Source organism: Glutamicibacter uratoxydans (assembly GCF_050753455.1).
Classification (GTDB): Bacteria; Actinomycetota; Actinomycetes; order Actinomycetales; family Micrococcaceae; genus Glutamicibacter; species Glutamicibacter uratoxydans_A.
Window position 1 is genome coordinate 2,151,327 of the sequence record NZ_CP192736.1, and the last position, 19,610, is coordinate 2,170,936.

Below are 19,610 nucleotides of genomic sequence, written 5' to 3' on the forward strand. Positions count from 1 at the left end.
GTAGAGTGGAGAACGTCGCCCCACACTTCTTCCTCCGAGAATTGGAAACGAATGTCGCTGCCTGAATCCATTGTTGACCTTACCCCTCAGGCTGAGGAGCTCACCACGTCGTATTCCCAACGGGTGGCTGATAACCTCGAGGTTTTCCTTGCCGCAAAGAGTGCGGAAGTCGGTCAAATTGCCAGTAGCGCAGTTGCACTCGTGGACGCCATCAAAGACCTCACCGGCGGCGGGAAGAAACTTCGGCCGGCTTTCGCATTTTGGGGTTTCATAGGTGCCGGCGGTCAGCCAGAAAATGAGGACATCGTCAAGGTGGGTGTGGCACTTGAACTCTTCCAAGCAGCCGCACTGATTCACGATGACCTGATCGATCGATCCGACACCCGTCGTGGTAAACCTAGTGTCCACAAGCGTTTCGAAGCTCAGCATCGTGAGCTAAAGCTTGACGGGGACGCGCAGCACTATGGCGGGGCCAGCGCAATCCTTGCCGGGGATCTGTGCCTGTCATTGAGTGAGGAAGTTTTTGCCTCCGTCGAATCGGCGGGAGCCAGCGCACGCACGATTTTCAACCAGATGCGTACGCAAGTGATGGCCGGCCAGTATTTGGATATTTTGGAAGAATCCGCTGGGTCGTCCTACGACCCGGAGGAGGCTGTGCGTCGTGCCCGAAACATTGTGCGATACAAATCAGCGAAATACTCTACCGAGAATCCGTTTCTGCTCGGCGGCGCGTTGGCAGGTGCCGATGAGGAGTTGCTGAGCTCTTATCGAGCCTTCGCGTTACCGCTTGGTGAAGCGTTCCAGTTGCGCGACGATGTGCTGGGTGTTTTCGGCGATCCCTCGATTACCGGCAAGCCTTCGGGTGATGATTTGCGTGAAGGTAAACGCACCGAATTGATTGCCCATGCCATGCTGCTAGCAGATGATGCCTCAAAGCAGCTGATTTCTGCCCGCTTAGGGGCACCGGATCTGACCCCTAACGAAGTCAAGAAGATCAGCGCAATCCTGGAACGCTGCGGGGCTTTGGCCAAAACCGAGTCCAATATCGCTGAGTTGACTTCTGATGCGTTGGCCGCGCTAGAGAAAATTCCGGCGAACGAACTCGCTTTAGCGGGCATGTCGTTCCTGAGCGATGCTGTGACCAAACGAAACAAATAATTACTTTTTGATATAGACCGCGCCCAGCGCGTCGATTCCCAAATATGGAATAAGGAAAAATAGCCTGGTGTCCAAGAAATTGGTCACCAGGCTATTTAGTTACCAAGCTAGGGCTTGGGCTCTCCGTCTAATTTCAGTCTTCCGTCCCTCACGAAGTGCTTGCATGGGGGTTCCTGGCAATGACTCATCGGCAGTAAACAGCCACGCTAAGGATTCCTCATCGCTATATCCGGCATCCTTCAACACGCTCAAGGTTCCTTTAAGACTGTCGACGACTTGGCCATTCATAACGAACTGCGCTGGAACCGAACGAATCTGACGTTCCCCCACACGCAGGGCAACAATCTTACGGTCATCGATCAATCGGTGGACTTCGCGAATATCCACTTCCAGCGCTTCGGCTAGATCAGGCAGGGTAAGCCATTCGCTTACTAGGTTTTCAATCTCTTTCACACTTCAAGGTTCCCACAAGTTTCTGAACGTCAAAAGAATTTTCGTCAAAGCTCGCCACAGTAGTTTCATTGCGTCACCCTAGTAGTGTAAATTTTCATGTATCACTTTGATAACATTTGCAACACGGTCCTCATGAGTAACGACCCCCGCATGGGATTGGCCGAGAACGCTTCATTGCAGCCTTCAAAACGAGGAAGATCTAATGCCCCAAGTTTCGAATCGCGTCACTAAGAGTGCGCTGGGTGCCGCAGCTAGCGCCGCTATCCCTGCGGTGGTACTCGGAAGCCTCGCAGCCGCACCGGCTCAGGCCGCACCCGTTGAACTACCAAGCACCTCTTTATTAGTTCCAAAGGGCGTTTCTGTTGAGTCGGTGAAGATTGCCGAAGAACATATCAAGGCCAATCTGCTTGCCTCACGCATCCCAACTCTGGGTTTCCCGGCGCAGCAACAACTGCAGGAAATTGAAGTTACCTCCGGTGCGTCCTTGTGGAGCATTGCTCGTGAACACGACACGACAGTTGCAGAACTAAAGAAGATCAATGATCTCAGTGGTGACCTGATTCGAGTTGGTCAGAAGCTGAAGGTTCCTAGTGGATCAAGCTCTGCGAAAACTACTACGAAGGTTTCCCAGAACGCCAAGGGGTCAGGCACGCACTCCAGCTACACCGTGCGCGCTGGCGACACCATGGGCCACATCGCCATGCGCCTGGGCGTCTCGCTCAACGAGGTCCGCAAAGCCGCTGGCAACCCCTCAGCAGACCGCATCATCGTCGGCCAAACCCTGAACTTCGGCGGCAGCAACGCGCAGGCCGAGAGCAAGCCCCAGACCTCCACTAATACAAAGGGATCGGGCACGCACTCCAGCTACACCGTGCGCGCTGGCGACACCATGGGCCACATCGCCATGCGCCTCGGCGTCTCGCTCAACGAGGTCCGCAAAGCCGCTGGCAACCCCTCAGCAGACCGCATCATCGTCGGCCAAACCCTGAACTTCGGCGGCAGCAACGCGCAGGCCGAGAGCAAGCCACAGACCTCGCAGAACACTCGGGGTTCGGGCGAGCTCACGAGCTACACCGTCAAGTCCGGTGACACCTTGGGCGCGATTGCGGCACGTCATGGAATGTCGCTGAGCACTCTCATGAGCCTGAATAACCTCAACGGCAAGTCACTGATCTACCCGGGAAACAAGCTCAAGCTGTCCGGGCAGGCGGCACCGAAGAGCGAGGCCAAACCGAAGCAGGAAAGTAGCTCCGGTAGCTACACCGTCAAAGCCGGCGATACCCTTGGGGGCATTGCCGCGGCACATGGCATTTCCCTAAGCCGTCTCTTGGACCTGAACCCACAGATCAGTGTGCACACCCCACTGCAGATCAATACCAAACTCAGCATCAGTGGTTCCTCAATTGCGCCGAACTCGACGCAGAAGTCACAGCCACAGTCCGATCAGAAGATCGGCAACACGTTCTTGGGACGCACCTACCCCGATGCAACGGTTCGCAACGCCAATGAGAACAAGGATTACTTGGATTCCATTTCGGTGCCAAGCAAGGGTGAAATGCAGGCGCTGATCCGTAGCACCGCACAGAGCATGGGAGTGGATCCCGCGCTGGCTCTGGCACATGCCCATCAGGAGTCTGGTTTCAATCAGCGTGCGGTCTCCCCCGCCAACGCAATTGGAACGATGCAGGTCATTCCTAGCACCGGCGAGTGGATGTCGACTCGAGTTGGACGCAAGCTTAACTTGCTCGATCCGAAAGACAATGTCGTCGCAGGTATCGCAACGATTAAGTACAACATTGATAATGCTGCGAACCTGGATCAGGCCATCGCCGCCTACTACCAAGGCTTGGGTGGTGTACGGAAGTACGGCATGTACTCCGATACCAAGACCTATGTAGCTAGCGTCAAGGCTCATATGAAGCTCTACCGTTAGAGTTAAGAAACTTCAACGCACAAGGTGAGGGACAGATACTGTCCCTCACCTTGTGCGTTGTTTCGGCTCTCAGAGAGCTGATTTACGCAGTTCCAGTGGCATTTCAATCACCACTTCAGTTCCCTGCCCATTGACTTGTGTCCAAAGGATTTCTCCGCGCAGTTCGCTGGTGACGAGGGTTCGCACGATCTGCAATCCCAGTCCTTCGTTCACTGCCTCCGTCGGCATGCCATGGCCATCGTCGCTGATGCTTACCCGGAGCCAGTCTTGCCGATTCTTGGCGAAACGCTGAGCAACGAGCTGTACCCGTCCGTCGCGACCGGCCAGCCCGTGTTCCACTGCATTAGTTGCTAGTTCGTTGATCACCAACGACAAAGGAGTGGCTAGTTCGGCTGGCAGCATCCCAAATTGGCCTTCTCGCACCGTTTCAACTCGCTGGCCCGGCGAGGCGATTTCCACGATCAGACGGAACTGTCGATCCATCAAATCATCGAATTTCACCGTCTCGTTCAGCCCCTTGGAGAGGAATTCGTGAACCGATGCGATGGTTGCGACCCGCCGCATCGCTTGCTCCAGCCCCTGTTTACCTTCGGCCGAATTCATGCGTCGTGACTGCATGCGCAACAGCGCCGCCACGGTTTGCAGGTTGTTCTTCACTCGGTGGTGAATTTCACGGATGGTCGCATCCTTGGTTACCAGTTCCTTTTCGCGCCGACGAAGCTCGGTCACGTCACGGCAAAGCACGAGCGCTCCCCAGCGCTGTTTCTCATCTCGTAACGGAATTGCGCGCAGGGAAATGTTTACGCCCATGTATTCGATTTCGGTCCGCCATGGCATTTTGCCTTGCAACACCAGCGGTAAGGTTTCATCAATCACCCGACGGTCACTGACCAGCGCCATGGTGACATCAGATAAGGATTGTCCCTGAAGTACTTCCGCGGCGCCGAGGCGACGGAAGGCAGAAACCGCGTTCGGGCTGGCGTATTCGACCACACCACCGGCGTTCAAGCGAATGAACCCGTCACCCACGCGCGGGGCACCGCGTCGTGAGCCGGTGGGACTCGCAAAATCCGGCCAGAGCCCCCGGGTGCCCATAAGCAACAGATCTTCGGCACTTTGCCGATACACCAGCTCGAGGTTTGATGCAGTCCGGCTGGAAGCCAGATCGAAGTGCGTGGTAATGACCGCGACCTTACGTCCTTGACGCACCAGCGGGACAGCCTGCACCGTGCTTTGACCGACCAAATCAAAGGGTTGTTCCACGGAGCGTTGGAGTTGCCCGGTGTCCCAGGCGCGGTCCACCATGATTCTCAAGTCCTTGCGGATCCGTTCACCGACGAAATCGGTATGGAATGCCGTGTGCGCAGTGGAAGGGCGCACATGCGCCAACGCCACATATGATCCATCCCCGGTGGGGAACCACAGCACGAGGTCTGCGAATGCCAGATCCGCGACGAGTTGCCAGTCCCCCACCAGTAGGTGGAGCCAGTCCTCATCACCGGGCCCGAGCCGGGATTGTTGTCGCAGTTGCTCGGTGATGAGGGCCATGGGCTATTTACTTCCTTCGGACGATCGAACGCAGCAGGCGAAGGGCTACCGAAAGCGAGGACATGTCATCGCGTTCCAAGCTGTTCACTTCGTGGAACATCTTCTTCGCACGATCAAGGTTAGCCGCGGTTTCCTCTTCCCACGCTGCAACACGCGCACCGGCATCCGGCAGGTCACCGGCCACATCGAGCACATCATCGGTCATATCGACCACTGTCGCATAGAGATCGTCGCGCAATGCCGCACGGGCTAAGGCCTTCCAGCGGTCGGTACGTGGAAGCGCGGTGATCCGATTGAGCAGGGCGTCGATCTCAAAGCGAGCGAATAGCTGGAAGTAGGTGGTGGCCACCTTTTCAGTATCCGCATTAGTGCGGAAGATGAAGTCGGCGATGTCCAACAGCGGGTAGGACTCGAACTGAGAGGCCCAGTGGGTAGCCTGTTCGTTGGACAAACCGTGTTCCATGGCATCCTGACGCCAGGTGCTAAAGCGTGCCGCATCCACTCCACGCAGTAGCTCAGGCAGCTGTGCGCGCAGTTCGTGAACCTTCGTTGCGAACCGGGAGACCAAGTCGTCCAGGCTCTGGCTCAGATCCGCATGATTCAGCATCCACCGCGTGGCACGGTCCAGCAGACGGCGCATATCGTGGTGCTGCCGGCTCCAGTATTCGATGCTGCGGCCAGCTGGCTGCGCATTGATCTGCTGGAACCACGAATCGAACTCATAGATTTCGCGAAGCACACAGAAGACCTTAGCGATCTGTTCCTCGCTGGCACTGGATTCCTCCATGGCACGGAACAAGTAGGTGATACCGCCAATGTTCACCATCTCGTTAGCGACCACCGTGGCAACGATTTCATCGCGCAGCGGGTGCGAATCCAATTCATCCCCGAAACGTTCGACTAACTTGCTTGGGAAGTAGCGCTTGAGCGTACTACGGAAGTAGTCGTCCTTGATCAACTCGGTGCCGGAGAGGGCCTGGGCGAGCTGAATCTTGGCATAAGCGGTCAGCACGGCCAGTTCCGGAGTGGTCATAGTGCCACCGGAAGACCGCCGCGTTTCCAGCTCAGAGTTGCTCGGTAGAAACTCCAGTTCACGGTTCAGGTCGGCATGCTCTTCCAGCCAGTCCATCAGACGTCCATAGGCCGGGGTCCACGTCAGTGCGGCGTGCTTTTCATTGAGCAGCAGCACATTCTGGTCGAAGTTGGTGCGCAGCACCAACTCGGCCACATTGTCGGTCATCGAGATCAAGAATTCGGCACGTTCATCCGGCGAAATTTCTCCGGCCTTCACCTGACGATCAACGAAAATCTTGATGTTAACTTCGCGGTCAGAAGTATCCACACCGGCAGAGTTGTCGATGGCGTCGGTGTTCAGAATTACTCCGACCGCGGCTGCTTCAATGCGTCCACGCTGGGTCATTCCCAGGTTGCCACCTTCGCCGATCACCTTGGCCTGAACGTCGCGGCCATCGATACGGATCAGGTCGTTCGCTCGGTCTCCCACTTCCGAGTGTCCCTCGGTGCTGGCCTTGATGTAGGTGCCAATCCCGCCGTTGTAGAGCAAATCTACCTTGGCCGACAGGATCGCCTTGAGCAGTTCGTTCGGGCTCAGCGAAGTTGTTTCGGCAGGTAGTCCCAGCAACTGCTGAATTTCTGGGCTCAACGGTACCGACTTCAGGGAACGTGAGAAGACTCCGCCGCCCGCAGAAATCAGTTCAGGGTTGTAATCCGCCCAGCTGGAACGCGGTAGATCGTAGAGCCGCTGGCGTTCTGCAAAGGACACGGCAGGATCCGGATTAGGGTCCAAGAAAATGTCACGGTGATCGAAAGCAGCGACCAGCTTCACGGTCTTCGTCCGCAACAGCCCGTTACCGAAGACGTCGCCGGACATGTCTCCAATGCCCACGGCGGTGAACTCTTCACTCTGCGTGTCGATTCCCAACTCGAAGAAGTGACGCTTGACCGATTCCCAGGCCCCGCGTGCGGTAATCCCCATGCCCTTGTGGTCGTAGCCGACCGAGCCGCCGGACGCGAAGGCATCGCCCAACCAGTGGCCGCGCTCTGCGGAGATCTCATTCGCGGTATCCGAGAATGTTGCGGTTCCCTTATCGGCGGCAACTACCAAGTAGGTGTCATCTCCGTCGCGACGCACCACGTCCACTGGCGGTACGACCCGTTGCCCCTGCTCGTCGGTGACAATATTGTCGGTTAGCTGCAACATGGTCGAGATGAAGATGCGGTAGGAGGCTTTACCCTCTTCTACCCACGCCCCACGATCAACGGCCGGATTAGGCAACTGTTTGGCGTAGAAACCGCCCTTCGCACCGGTCGGGACAATCACTGAATTCTTCACCATCTGGGCTTTGACCAGTCCCAAGACTTCGGTGCGGAAATCCTCTCGTCGGTCCGACCAACGCAGCCCACCACGTGCCACCGCGCCAAACCGGAAGTGCACGCCCTCGATGCGTGGCGAGTACACCCAAAATTCGTGCTTCGGACGAGGGAATGGGGCGAAGTCGATTTCGGCGGGCGCAAGCTTGAAACCCTGCGCTTCAGAGTCGGTGTAGTAGTTGGTGCGTTTGGTGGCCTCAATAACCTTCACAAAACGCCGCAGCAAGGTGTCAGCGTCAAGGGCCGGCACCGCTTCTAAGGCACTGGTGATACGCGCGTGTGCCTCAAGTCGAGCAACTTCCGAGGCTTCGCTGGAATGCTTCGGATCAAAGATGGCGTGGAAGAGCGCGACAATGCCATGAGTCACCGCAGCGTTACTAATCAGCGTGTTAGCAATGAAATCCGTGGAGTTTGGGACACCGAGCTGCAGCAGGTAGTGCGCGTAGGCGCGCAACATCGCCACTTCTTTCCAGTGCAGTCCTTCACGCAAAACTAAAGCGTTGAGCTTGTCCGATTCCACCTGATTGCGCGCCACTGCCGCATAGGTTTCAGCCAATTGCTCCTTGACGACATCGAATTCGATCTCGTCATCGATCTTCAGACCCAAATCATAGATGTAGCGTCGCTCTCCATCACGTGGATTGAGCTCGAAGGGACGCTCGTCAACAACTTCCAGACCCAGGTCTTGAAGTACTGGCAGGATCCGGGACAAGAGCAAAGGCTTACGGACATAGATCTTCATCCGCGCCGTGACCAAACTGTCCTCACTCTGCTCCAGCGGTTCATAGAAGGAAACCAAAGGACCAGCTTGAGTGGGATCATCCAGCTCGGTAAAACGCTCAATATCCGCCAGTGCGTCCTCAACCTCGAACTGCACCTTGTACGATTCCGGGAAGGCTTCAGACCAAGAGCTCGCCAGCGACCGTGCGTGATCGGCACCCAGTTGATCGCGCGCCACATCGCCTACGGCTTCACCCCAGGAACGCACGGCGCGAGCAATATCCGCTTCCAGCGCCTTTCGATCGATCACCGGTGCCAAGCCGTGGCGTTGCAAGCGAATTCGGTAGAACAAGCGAACCAGGGTGGAGTCACCCATCATCACATCGTGTTCCATAGAATCGGGGTTAAAGGCCCGTTGCAGCACGTCTTCAATACGTTGACGAACTAGCGTGGAGAAACGGTCACGCGGCAGATAAACCATGACAGACATGAAACGACCGTAGTCATCGGCGCGCAGGAATACTGAGGTACGGCGACGTTCCTGAAGACGAAGAATGCCAAAGGCCGTCTGTGTCAGGTCTTCAACAGAAATCTGGAAAAGCTCGTCACGCGGGTAGGATTCCAAGATCGTGACGATGTCCTTGCCCGAGTGTGAATTCGGGGCGAACCCAGCTTGCTTGAGCACGGCGTCGACCTTTTCGCGCACCAGCGGCACGGTGGTGACACTCGCCGAGTACATGGTGGAGGCGAATAGACCGATGAAACGACGTTCACCGTCCACGTTGCCATTGGCATCGAAGCTCTTCACACCCACGTAGTCTAGGTAGGTACCCCGATGCACGGTGGAACGTGCGTTAGCCTTGGTGATCACCAGCGCCCGCTTATCACGTGCGGTGTCACGGCCCCGCTTGGTCAGGTGCAGTGCGCCACGGTCATCAACGTCACGCATGACGCCCAACCCACTGTCGGGGCGGGCGCGCAGAACGTCCTCACCGTATTCGGTCACCAGTTCATAGTCGCGGTAGCCCAGGAAGGTGAAGCGTCCGTCCACCATCCAATTGAGCAGCTCCACGGCCTGATCCAAATCTGGCAGCTCTTCGGCTCCAACGATCTTAGGCAGGGATTCGGCAATCTCGCTCGCGCGATCCAACATGATCGGCCAATCCTGCACCGCGAGTCGCACATCGCGCAAAATGGTGAGCAGGCCTTCACGGATTTGCGCGGCTCGGGCCTGACTGACTTCCTGATCCAGTTCGATTGAAATCCAGGATTCCACCACGGTATGTGCATCTTGGACTGTTAGTGCGCTTAAGTCCGATAGTGCTGCGGTGTCCCCGCTAGCAGTGTGATGCTCGTTGGTGGCCGTGAGGGAACGAATCTGACCGGATTCCTTGTCACGTGCGACCACGAAGGTCGGGTGCACCACCAAATGAATGGGTAGTTTCTGGCGCACCAGTTCGGTGGTAACCGAATCAACCAAGAACGGCATGTCGTCGGTGGCGATGTACACAATGGTGCGCCCTGCCTGTGGTTGCAGGACAACATTGGCTTCTTTGGCCTCACGGCTAAAGCCAACGTCCAGATGGGTGGCCACGCGATCTTCCAGCTCTCCTGGCTGGTAGGCAGCGAAGTCCTCTCTGGCTATTTGTTTATAGTACTCACTGATCAGATCGTTGGTTAGTGTCGCCTTGACAAATGCTGCTGACACGGCCGATTCCGACGAGTTCAACTGAACGCCTCCAAGAGTGAAGATCAACGATTCGCGTCATTGCGAATTCTCAATTCCCTCCAGCCTATCGCGTTTTTTCGTGGGTTAGTTCACATTGTGTCCCGCTTTTGGGCCACTTTGGAGGCACCTAATCGAAATGGAAGATTTTTCTGTGTCAGGGAAGAAATTTCTGCGCGTAATGCACAACGCGGGGCAAGCTCAAGCAACGCACACCCAGCTAAGACTGCTGCCTGACAGACTTGATGATCTGCAGGTAGGAATCCCACGATCGGATAAGACGGTCCGAACCGTTCCCAGGCTTCGGATACGGCTCGGCGGGGGCTCCGCCCGGAGGAGCCGGTGCCGATTTTATTAAAAAGGATTCGCAACGGCACACTAAATTGCTGATCGTTTAACTCATCAATGGCGCGAATTGCTCGCGGGATGCCCACGCTATCAGCGGCCACCACCATATAGACTTCGTCCGAAAAGTGCAGTGCCTCGACGCTCACCCCATTACGTTGTGGGGCGTTGGTATCGAAGCTAAGTTGCTCATCGGTTTCAATCGGGGCGGACAGATCCAACACCACCCGATCATAGTGTTCCCGAAAGACCATCACCGCTCGGCGCAGCGACGCCGCACGCACTTCCGGCCAGCGACTGGCGCGTGGGATCCCGGTCGCCACCCGGAGGACCGCGGAGCCAACCTGCAGGGAAGCGCACACCGCTTCCAGTCGGGAGATGTTGTAATTGCCCGCATCCACCACCCGGCAGATTTGTGCCACAGCTGCCGATTCGTCCAACAACCCCAGCTGTACCGCGAGCGAGGCCCCGTAGGTGTCAGCATCAATCAGGATGACCTTCTGACCGGCGGCTGCTGCTTCGGCGGCAAAGTTCAAGGCGAGGGTGCTGCGTCCCGGCGAACCTACAGCACCCCAGAAACTGGTCACGATCCCGTTGGTGTGTTCGTCGGTTGTGGGCTCGGTGGGCGAAATGATTCCTTGGGCGCGTTGTGCCTGAGCCAGTTCCTGCAATCCCCGTGTAATTAAGTGTTCTAGATCTGCCGCGCTGCCCGTGGGTGCGGCGCTCAGCACACCCGGAGTCGATGTAGGATGCTCATCAAGCAGAACCAGCATGACGTCTAGTTCCCGCACAAAGTCCACCTGTTCCGTCGGTAACATCAATTGCGGGTCAGCGATCAGCAAGACCTGTCCCATTCCAGATGCGCAGGCGGCTACCGCTTCGGAGATTTCTTGACAGACCCGAACCACCATCAAGTCGCCCTGATAGCTTTCGATCCGATGCACAACGGCCTGGTTGTCTCCCAACACCACCACCGAAATACTCATTGGGACTCCCCCGCCGGGTTGTACACCACGATGATCCGCGATTCATTGGCTAGCGCCTGAAGCAATGGCTCAAGATATTCCGGCTCGACCAGTAATTCCAGGTTCACCCCACGTTGCCCAACCAATCCCGCTGCGCGTTCGGTGCGGTCCGAGACTTCGACCAGATTCGCTAACAATGCTGGGGTCCCATAGGTCGCGGTGCCCGGTTCGCGCTGCGCAATCCACACATCCACCCTGCTACCCGGGGTGATGGCTGCGGATAGATCAACGGGCAAATCGATATTGATCGGACGCCGGGAACCTAGTTCACTACGCGCAATAAAATCGTGAGCAATCAACTGTCCGGCACCGATAAAGGTGTTTGCCCGCAAATGTTCTACTCCATCGAGCTCGGCAGGCAGGTAATGCTGCAAGGATTCGCCAAGCTGCACCTGTAGGATTTGGACATTGTTTTCGGTCAATGGTTCACCGAGCGAAATATCCTGGGTGGCCACATACACCCCGCTGCGTTCGTCCATGGCATTAATCAGAACGACGATCCCCACGATCGAAAGTGCCACCAACGCGAATCCCAATAAGAGCCTCGGTTCCCGCCACCGCGCCCGACGCACACGTGGCGATTGAGTCAACGATCTGCGCGCCCCGTCTTGTTCCGTTGTCATGATCCCCCAACTTTGCTTCAAGCCACCCGCATAGTGCTGGAGAGCATAGTGCAAGATCCTTGACGACGGAAGAGTAAGCCACAGGTTTGTGGACTAGTCGGGGTGCTGCCCGGTAATCCACCCCACTGCCCGATAAGGAATCAACACCCGGCCTTGGAGATTACGCGGACGAGCGAATTCATCGCGTGGGTGAATGCCCAGAACCAAAAAGTCCTCCGCCGCCTGCTGCAGTATCCCCTCACCCAACAGGGCACCGTCAAGCGCAAAAACTTGGACCGCTTGGCGATCTCGAAGCATGGCTCGAACGACTGCACCGAACTTAACCTGCGATAAGGTTCCATTCGGACTCAGGGTCTGATCTGCAAGGGCAATCGATCGCACGGACTCTAGACGAATCAGCCAGTTCACCGCTGCTTCTTCGAGACAGAGGTAGTCCTGCCCGACAGGCCCCACTCGGCCGGTCACCTCCTGGGCTCCGGATAATCGGAACGCTAGGTTCTTGCCGACCAGACCCAGCAACCGGTCGCTCAGACGCTGGCGTGCCTTCTCGATGCGAATGGATTCAGCAATTTCCTCGCGTAAGTCTTCGGCCAGCTTCGACTCAAGCTGTGCCTCCAAATCGGCAAACAGGGATTCCCAGCGCATGCCCCCACTGTACGGAGCGCTAATGATTCTGCCAACACTCTTCCCCTACAAGAAAATAAGTGCAACTATTAATATCAAACAGAATCAAACTTCATCAAATGCAAGGAAGTGAGATCATGTTGTTGAGATTGAAGTTTGGGGTAATATCGCTCGGGTTGATCCTGATCATGCTGCTTTTGGCGATGCTGACCCGGCGCGTGATGGAGTTTGATGATTCCATCTGGCCGGCTCTAAATCTTCCCGCCGCCACGGGGATGTTCCTTCAGGCGCTTCTTTTGGCCAGCATCGGCTACACGTTGTGGATCTTTTTAGGTCTGCTTTGTCAAGGACTCATCTTGTGGGCCGCTCACAGTCAGCGTGGGGATCTGGTGCAAAGCTTGTCGAAGCATTGCCCGTATTTGTTGCGCGGCATGACCGCCTCGGTGCTCAATGTCGGGCTCTTGGTCACCGCCCCAGCTTTAGCGCCTGCCTCGGCAGTCGACCTCGGAGCACAGCTTATCGCCACAAGTTCAAGCCTCAATGAAGCGGAAAAACCGGTGGAGCCTGACGGTGCCACCGAGAAGCTTGTGGCTCCGGTACCCACGTGGGTGCCGCGGCAAACCTCGATTACCTTGGATCGGTCATTGGGTGCCCCGGCACCGCACAGCACCCCGCGCAATATTGTGCAGGAGGTGGTCGTACGCCCCGGCGACAATTTGTGGAATATCGCCCAGCAGCATCTGGGAGATTCGGCGACCCTCCAAGAAATTGCCAGCTATTGGCCACGAATCCATGCACTAAACCAGCAGAGTATCGGGGCGAATCCGAATCTGCTTCATGTGGGCATGGTTCTGCTCTTACCCACCACGGATTCCTGAAAGGTCGAATCATGACACTTACGACGCAAACCATTCGCCGTGGTTCCCAGTGGCATACACAGCCGTCAGCTAATCTCAGCGTGCGGCTGGCTGGTGGCACGATCATTCATTCCTTGGCCTACGAGACACCTACCAGTATCGCCAAGCCGATGAACCATATTTTCCACCGGACTGCAGTACCGCGAACCACTGGCTTAGCCGCGGTTCACCTCTGCCATGCCGTTGCACGGGCGGTCTTCGAAATATTGGCCGGGTACCGCAGTTTATGGCAACTAAACTTCGTCATGGAACCGCGCTGCATCAATAAACTCCGGGACCAACAGCTCCTTGAGACCCAAGATCTAAGCCTCGAACCGATTCCAGGTACCAGTCATGGGCTAGTACGCACGATGCGTATGGAGCTCACCGCGTCAGGGGCCTACGAATGTGCCGCCGTATTGGCCTTTAAACACCGCGTCCGTGCCGTGGCTCTTCGAATTGAACCATGGCACGGACGCTGGCAGGTGACCGAGTTAGAAGTGCTCTAGCGCTTCTTACTCTTCTTCGACCGGTTCGCCGAACCGCTGGCCACCTTCTTCTTATTGCTGCTGGCCTGCTCGCGCCGGGTGCTGGCCTCCCCATCCTCATCAGGCCCGGTGAACTGCAAGTTGCGCGGCTTAGCAGGTTCGCCCAGATTGACCGTGACTTCTTCGGGCTGCTTCTCGCCCGTAGGAAGTTCTAGGTGGAACAGGGTACCGATGGCATCCTCACGAATCCCCTCCATCATGGTCAGGAACATCGTGTATCCCTCACGCTGATATTCGACCAACGGGTCACGTTGGGCCATGGCACGCAGGCCGATACCTTCCTTGAGGTAATCCATCTCGTAGAGATGTTCCTGCCACTTGCGTCCAATCGTGGATAGTACCACCCGGCGCTCCAGTTCACGCATGGTCTGTGCACCAACGGCCGCTTCACGACTCTGGTACTGCAGTTGCGCGTCCGAGAGCACTTCGGCCTGGATAAATTCGGCGCTCAGGTGTGAGACACCGCCAACTTCCTCCACCAGATCATCCACGGTCAGGGTGATCGGGAAGATTTGCTTGAAGTTGGTCCACAGCTGACGCAGGTCCCACTCGTCTGGGTGGCCAACCTGGGTTGCTTCCAGAACCATGGCCTTGATGACGTCCTCAAGGAAGTGTTCGACCTTCTCGTGGATATCATCGCCTTCCAGGATGCGACGACGGTCGGTATAGATCGCCTCACGCTGACGGTTCATCACGTCATCGTATTTCAGCACGTTCTTGCGCTGTTCAGCGTTAACGCCTTCCACCTGTGCCTGCGCAGATTCGATCGCCTTAGAAACCATCTTGGATTCCAACGCCACGTCATCTGGCATGGACGGGTTGTTCATGATTCGTTCGGCCATGCCCGAGTTGAAACGACGCATCAAGTCATCGGTCATCGACAGATAGAAACGGGATTCACCCGGATCACCCTGACGTCCGGCGCGACCACGCAGCTGGTTATCGATGCGTCGCGACTCGTGGCGCTCGGTGCCCAGCACATAGAGACCACCGAGTGCGGCAACTTCCTCGGCATCGCGCGAGACGGTTTGCTTGGCGGTAGCAAAAACCTCGTCCCACTGAGCTTCATACTCTTCGGAGTTGTTCTCCGGGTCCAACCCGCGGCGTTCCATCTCCGCCACTGCGATGAATTCGGCGTTACCACCGAGCATAATGTCGGTACCACGGCCAGCCATGTTCGTGGCGACGGTGACCCCGCCCTTCTTACCTGCCATGGCCACGATCGCCGCTTCACGGGCGTGGTTCTTGGCGTTAAGTACCTCGTGGCGAACCCCCTGCTTAGCCAGCAGCCGGGAGAGGTATTCGCTCTTCTCCACGCTGGTGGTACCGACCAGGATTGGTTGACCGGTCTTGTGCCGATCCACGATGTCCTCAACGACCGCGTCAAACTTGGAGACTTCGTTCTTGTAGATCAGATCCGATTGGTCGATGCGGATCGCTGGACGGTTAGTCGGGATCTCCACCACGCCGAGCTTATAGGTACTCATGAATTCGGCCGCTTCGGTCTGTGCGGTACCGGTCATACCCGAAATTTTGTCGTACATGCGGAAGTAGTTCTGCAAGGTGATCGTGGCCAAAGTCTGGTTTTCGGCCTTGATCTCCACACCTTCCTTGGCTTCGATCGCCTGGTGCATGCCTTCGGAGTAACGGCGGCCGGCCAACGCACGGCCGGTGTGCTCGTCCACGATCATCACTTCGCCGTTGACTACGACGTAGTCCTTGTCCTTCTTGAAAAGTTCCTTCGCCTTGATGGCGTTGTTCAGGAATCCAATCAACGGGGTGTTCGCAGCCTCGTAGAGGTTGTCGATCCCCAGGTAATCTTCGATCTTTTCGATGCCCGGTTCCAGCACACCCACGGTGCGCTTCTTCTCATCCACCTCGTAGTCGGTTTCGCGAACCAGGGTGGTGATGATCTTCGAGAACTCGGTGTACCAACGATTCACGTCTCCGGAAGCCTGCCCGGAAATAATCAGTGGGGTACGAGCCTCATCGATCAGAATCGAGTCAACTTCGTCAACAATGACGAAGTGGTGTTCGCGCTGAACGAGCTCTTCCTTGCTCCATGCCATGTTGTCGCGCAAGTAATCGAAGCCGAACTCGTTATTAGTGCCGTAGGTAATGTCGCATTGGTACTGTTTGCGGCGTGCGGCAGGATCCATATTGGCCATGATGCATCCGGTGCTCATGCCCAAGAATCGGAAGACACGTCCCATCAAATCCGACTGGTATTCAGCGAGGAAGTCGTTGACGGTCACCACGTGCACACCCTTGCCGGTGAGCGCATTGAGGTAGGCCGGCGCGGTAGCTACCAGGGTTTTACCTTCACCGGTACGCATTTCGGCGATATTCCCCAAATGCAGTGCGGCACCACCCATCAGCTGCACATCGAAGTGGCGCATACCCAGAACGCGATCAGCGGCTTCACGCACCGCGGCAAAGGCTTCGGGGAGCAGTGAGTCCAGAGACTCTCCTTCGTTATACCGAGCCCGGAACTTTTCGGTTTCTCCCCGAAGTTCCTCGTCGGTCATTTCGCGAAATTCGCTCTCCAACGCATTGATTGCCTCGACGTACACCCGAAGTTTTTTCAGAGTCTTCTTGTCGCCGGTCCGCAAAATACGTTCTAGCAATGATGCCACGTGGTAGCTCCCAATATCTCAAGCACAGTAAATTCTGGCGATCCCCAGTCTACGTGAGTAATTGCAACTACTTGCTCATTTCGCTGCTGGGTTTGGCATTTGCCGCTAAAGCCCATGGGTTACACAGCACTCGCTCAGTTCCTACATTCACGGTGTCCAGTCCCAGCCAGTTTGCCATCCGCCATAATTCATTATTGCTGCGTTCCAGCCAGTCTTGGGACGGCGCGGATTCAAAATACAGGGCCTGCACGCGCAACTCCCCGGTTTTCCGTTCGGCCTTTAGATCTACCCGGCCAATAAAACGGTGCCCCAGAAGAATGGGAAAAACGTAGTAGCCGTACCGTCGCTTGGCCTGTGGCACATAGATTTCTAACCGGTAGTGGAAGTCAAAAAGTTCCGCCAAACGTCGACGATCGAAAACCATCGAATCAAAGGGCGAGAGGATCCGCACCGTTTGCGAAATGCGCGACGGAATCGGAGTATCGGGCCACAAATAATACTCGACCGGCTGCCCAGAGACCTGCACCTTTTCCAGTTGCCCAGCATCCACCAGTTCGCGAAGCACGGTACGCACCTCGCGCAGCGGCAGCCGATAGTATTCCGCCAAAGATCGATCCGTGGCCAGACCGAGGCTGCGTGCCGCAGCCAAAACTAAGCGGCCCAGCGAATCCGCCCGGTCCCCTTGAACCGTGCGATGCTGGGCGCTGAGCACCTGATCGGCTAGCGCAAACCGACGTTCAAAGTGCTGATTGCGACCCAAACTAAGGATTTCCGCCTGACCGAATAAGGCCTCAGTAACCAGTTTCGTATCGTTCCAATTCCAGCCCCACCCGGTGGCTTCCTGCTTACCAGGGACCCCTAGGGCCTGGCTGAGCTGACGGGCGGATGACCCGGGATGCTCCCGCAAGTATTGCAACACGTCCTGTGTGAGGCTGCGTTGCGTGGCGTTGAACCGCTGCGACCGGTCCGCCCAATGCCCGTCCCGCCATCGAGCAAGGTCCATCACATAGTCACTTTGCACGAAACTGGCCTCGTGCCCCCAGTATTCGGTGACCCCGCTGGCGGGCTGCGCAACTAAAGCATCCAGATCCTGCCGGTCATAGTTTCCGATCCGGGCAAATAGTGGCTGGTAATGTGCGCGACAAACCACATTGACCGAATCCACTTGCGTCTGACCGATTCGGCCGTACACTTCGGTCAGCTCGGCCACCGAGCTCTTCGTGTCACGACGCTTGGTCGTTAAACCTTGGGCGGCCACGCAGATCCGTTGAGCCTGTTGCAAGCTCAGATCTGCGTGACCGCCCATCACTTTATGAGTATCCCGAGAGGAAAACTGCGGGTTAGTTCACTGACGCGTCGCGGTAGCCGCGGACTTCAGTCGGAACTTCATCATCCTCGTTCAACGACGGATCAAGGGTGATCACACCGTACTGGTACTGGTGACGTCCGTAGACCACAGAATGTGCCCCATTGGCCTCGTCAATGAACAGGTAGAACGGGTGACCGACCATTTCCATGCGGTCTACAGCGTCATCCACGCTCATGACCTCAGCCGGGAAGACCTTGCGGCGGATAACCACCGGCGTGTATCCGGCTTCCTCTTCCTGAGCCGCTGCTTCGGCTGCGGCCTGATTCTCAAGAGTTTGTTCCACCAGCGTCTTGTCGGTGGCGATGTTTGGAAGATTGCTGGTTGCCTCGTGCACGGCGACCGGGGTGTGGTTCCCGCGATGTACCTTGCGCTTGTCCCGGGCCTTACGTAAACGTTCCAGCAGTTTGGAGAATGCGATGTCGAAAGCTGCGAACTTATCCGAACCGGTTGCCTCAGCACGAATTGCCGGTCCCTTGCTCACGACGGTCAACTCCACCGACAATGCGGTGGATTGGTTGCGGGCGTGAGCTTCCTTGACGACTTTGACATCTATCCGCTGCACCTTGTTGGTCAATTGCTCGACCTTGACCATTTTTTCGTCCACGTACTCGCGGAAACGATCAGAAACGGTGATGTTGCGGCCGCTGTAGTTCAGCTCCATGGTGTCCTCCAAAATAGAGTCGGGTGACACAACAGTTCAGGATTTTCTCAGCTCCTGAACTGAAGATGGGCCTTCGCTGCATCTGTGATGCAACCCATACTTCACCATATGCCACTTCGCGCAATATTCCACTATCTGACAGCGAGATTCGCGATCGCGGTTAGCATAATCCGGTCTTTCCGTGTCCCTCTGGAGGCGATGTCAACGCCACCACAATCCCGCCGATGACCTGATATCCCGCGTCAGTACAGGCCTGTGCGGCGGCGATCATGGTCGCGCCGGTGGTGAGCACATCATCAACTAAGAGGACTTGTTGTCTGTCTGTTAGCGCCTGGAAGACGTAAAACGAAGTAGTGGACGCGCGTCGTTGCCGTCCGCTCTTCGCCTTCTGTGCTGGTTTCCAGGAACTGGCTAACCGATATTTCAGGATCGGTTGAACCTCAAGGCAATGATCAAACAGTCCGCGTCTGTCCGCACGCAGTAAGAGTTGGTGCACTGGCCAGTATCCGCGGGTAGCCCTGGCCTTGTACGAGCTGGGTACCGGGACCAGCCACACAGTGCTTTGCCGAGGCTGGGGCGGGCAAATGGTGTTGGCCAAGGCCGCCAAATACGGGGCCAACAGTTCGGCCAGAAAGAGTCGCTGATGATTCTTGAAGGCGAGGATCGCGCGCGCTAGTTCATTGGCGTAGCGGCCGGCGGCGCAGGTCAAAAAGCGTTGCTCACCACCGGGCAGTTCCAGTGTCATCCGTAGATCGCGTGGCACCGGGATATTCTGTAGCGCACGCGCGAGGCTATGCCGACAATCGGGGCAAAGCCGGTGATCAACCCGCTCACAGCCTGCACAGCTGGTGGGCAGCAGCAGATTCACGGTTTCGCTCAACCCCCAGCGCACCATCCCTGCCAGTCGGTGCAACCAAAGCTCATCGATACGCCGAACCCATTTATCACTCATGG

14 protein-coding genes are annotated in these 19,610 nt (G+C 56.7%); 4 read left to right on the top strand and 10 right to left on the bottom strand.

The features are described 5' to 3' along the window. Positions 1 to 51 precede the first annotated feature (51 nt). The gene (locus tag ACQQZ8_RS09855; protein ID WP_431709657.1) at positions 52 to 1,158 is read left to right on the top strand and encodes a polyprenyl synthetase family protein; all 1,107 of its coding nucleotides are present in this window, start codon (positions 52 to 54) and stop codon (positions 1,156 to 1,158) included. Positions 1,159 to 1,257: 99 nt separating this feature from the next. Here the strand turns inward: ACQQZ8_RS09855 and ACQQZ8_RS09860 are convergent, their stop codons facing one another. Continuing rightward, a complete protein-coding gene (locus tag ACQQZ8_RS09860; RefSeq protein ID WP_431709658.1) occupies positions 1,258 to 1,611 on the bottom strand; it encodes an Rv2175c family DNA-binding protein in 354 nt (117 codons plus the stop codon). A 202-nt stretch (positions 1,612 to 1,813) separates the two neighbouring features. Here ACQQZ8_RS09860 and ACQQZ8_RS09865 point away from each other — a divergent pair, with 202 nt between their 5' ends. Continuing rightward, on the top strand, positions 1,814 to 3,544 hold the full coding sequence (locus tag ACQQZ8_RS09865) for a LysM peptidoglycan-binding domain-containing protein (protein WP_431709659.1): 1,731 nt from the start codon (positions 1,814 to 1,816) through the stop codon (positions 3,542 to 3,544). A 69-nt stretch (positions 3,545 to 3,613) separates the two neighbouring features. Here the strand turns inward: ACQQZ8_RS09865 and ACQQZ8_RS09870 are convergent, their stop codons facing one another. From ACQQZ8_RS09870 to ACQQZ8_RS09890, 5 genes are all read right to left on the bottom strand, one after another. Continuing rightward, positions 3,614 to 5,092, bottom strand: coding sequence for a sensor histidine kinase (locus ACQQZ8_RS09870; RefSeq protein WP_431709660.1), 1,479 nt, complete (start codon positions 5,090 to 5,092; stop codon positions 3,614 to 3,616). A 7-nt stretch (positions 5,093 to 5,099) separates the two neighbouring features. Next, positions 5,100 to 9,911, bottom strand: a complete 4,812-nt coding sequence (locus ACQQZ8_RS09875; RefSeq protein ID WP_431709661.1) for an NAD-glutamate dehydrogenase — start codon at positions 9,909 to 9,911, stop codon at positions 5,100 to 5,102. 110 nt (positions 9,912 to 10,021) lie between these two features. After that, complete coding sequence (locus tag ACQQZ8_RS09880; protein ID WP_431709662.1) at positions 10,022 to 11,260, bottom strand: AAA family ATPase; 1,239 nt, start codon at positions 11,258 to 11,260, stop codon at positions 10,022 to 10,024. Next, entirely contained in the window at positions 11,257 to 11,922 is a 666-nt protein-coding gene (locus tag ACQQZ8_RS09885) for a hypothetical protein (protein WP_431709663.1), read from the bottom strand. Before ACQQZ8_RS09885 ends, ACQQZ8_RS09880 begins: the two co-directional genes overlap by 4 nt. Before the next feature lie 93 nt (positions 11,923 to 12,015). Next, positions 12,016 to 12,567, bottom strand: coding sequence for a hypothetical protein (locus ACQQZ8_RS09890; protein ID WP_431709664.1), 552 nt, complete (start codon positions 12,565 to 12,567; stop codon positions 12,016 to 12,018). A 116-nt stretch (positions 12,568 to 12,683) separates the two neighbouring features. On the opposite strand from ACQQZ8_RS09890, the gene ACQQZ8_RS09895 reads away from it, so the two are divergent. Continuing rightward, entirely contained in the window at positions 12,684 to 13,424 is a 741-nt protein-coding gene (locus tag ACQQZ8_RS09895) for a LysM peptidoglycan-binding domain-containing protein (protein ID WP_431709665.1), read from the top strand. Between the two features lie 11 nt (positions 13,425 to 13,435). Then, complete coding sequence (locus ACQQZ8_RS09900) at positions 13,436 to 13,951, top strand: Rv3235 family protein (protein ID WP_431709666.1); 516 nt, start codon at positions 13,436 to 13,438, stop codon at positions 13,949 to 13,951. Here ACQQZ8_RS09900 and secA read toward each other — a convergent pair. The 4 genes from secA to ACQQZ8_RS09920 all read right to left on the bottom strand — a co-directional run bounded on the left by secA (position 13,948) and on the right by ACQQZ8_RS09920 (position 19,608). After that, positions 13,948 to 16,626, bottom strand: a complete 2,679-nt coding sequence (gene secA, locus ACQQZ8_RS09905) for a preprotein translocase subunit SecA (RefSeq protein ID WP_431709667.1) — start codon at positions 16,624 to 16,626, stop codon at positions 13,948 to 13,950. The two genes, ACQQZ8_RS09900 and secA, sit on opposite strands and share 4 nt — an antisense overlap. A 67-nt stretch (positions 16,627 to 16,693) precedes the next feature. Further along, on the bottom strand, positions 16,694 to 17,932 hold the full coding sequence (locus ACQQZ8_RS09910; protein WP_431709668.1) for a winged helix-turn-helix domain-containing protein: 1,239 nt from the start codon (positions 17,930 to 17,932) through the stop codon (positions 16,694 to 16,696). A 34-nt stretch (positions 17,933 to 17,966) separates the two neighbouring features. Then, positions 17,967 to 18,656, bottom strand: a complete 690-nt coding sequence (gene hpf / locus ACQQZ8_RS09915; RefSeq protein ID WP_431709669.1) for a ribosome hibernation-promoting factor, HPF/YfiA family — start codon at positions 18,654 to 18,656, stop codon at positions 17,967 to 17,969. A 160-nt stretch (positions 18,657 to 18,816) separates the two neighbouring features. Further along, positions 18,817 to 19,608: a ComF family protein gene (locus ACQQZ8_RS09920; protein WP_431709670.1), complete on the bottom strand. Its 792-nt coding sequence runs from the start codon at positions 19,606 to 19,608 to the stop codon at positions 18,817 to 18,819. Positions 19,609 to 19,610 lie beyond the last annotated feature (2 nt).

Bases quoted from the DNA above. Each gene is read 5' to 3' on its own strand.
- ACQQZ8_RS09855 (WP_431709657.1), top strand. From the start codon at position 52: ATGTCGCTGCCTGAATCCATTGTTGACCTTACCCCTCAGGCTGAGGAG.
- ACQQZ8_RS09865 (WP_431709659.1), top strand. From the start codon at position 1,814: ATGCCCCAAGTTTCGAATCGCGTCACTAAGAGTGCGCTGGGTGCCGCA.
- ACQQZ8_RS09870 (WP_431709660.1), bottom strand. From the start codon at position 5,092: ATGGCCCTCATCACCGAGCAACTGCGACAACAATCCCGGCTCGGGCCC.
- ACQQZ8_RS09880 (WP_431709662.1), bottom strand. From the start codon at position 11,260: ATGAGTATTTCGGTGGTGGTGTTGGGAGACAACCAGGCCGTTGTGCAT.
- ACQQZ8_RS09885 (WP_431709663.1), bottom strand. From the start codon at position 11,922: ATGACAACGGAACAAGACGGGGCGCGCAGATCGTTGACTCAATCGCCA.
- ACQQZ8_RS09890 (WP_431709664.1), bottom strand. From the start codon at position 12,567: ATGCGCTGGGAATCCCTGTTTGCCGATTTGGAGGCACAGCTTGAGTCG.
- ACQQZ8_RS09895 (WP_431709665.1), top strand. From the start codon at position 12,684: ATGTTGTTGAGATTGAAGTTTGGGGTAATATCGCTCGGGTTGATCCTG.
- ACQQZ8_RS09900 (WP_431709666.1), top strand. From the start codon at position 13,436: ATGACACTTACGACGCAAACCATTCGCCGTGGTTCCCAGTGGCATACA.
- ACQQZ8_RS09910 (WP_431709668.1), bottom strand. From the start codon at position 17,932: ATGGGCGGTCACGCAGATCTGAGCTTGCAACAGGCTCAACGGATCTGC.
- hpf (WP_431709669.1), bottom strand. From the start codon at position 18,656: ATGGAGCTGAACTACAGCGGCCGCAACATCACCGTTTCTGATCGTTTC.
- ACQQZ8_RS09920 (WP_431709670.1), bottom strand. From the start codon at position 19,608: ATGAGTGATAAATGGGTTCGGCGTATCGATGAGCTTTGGTTGCACCGA.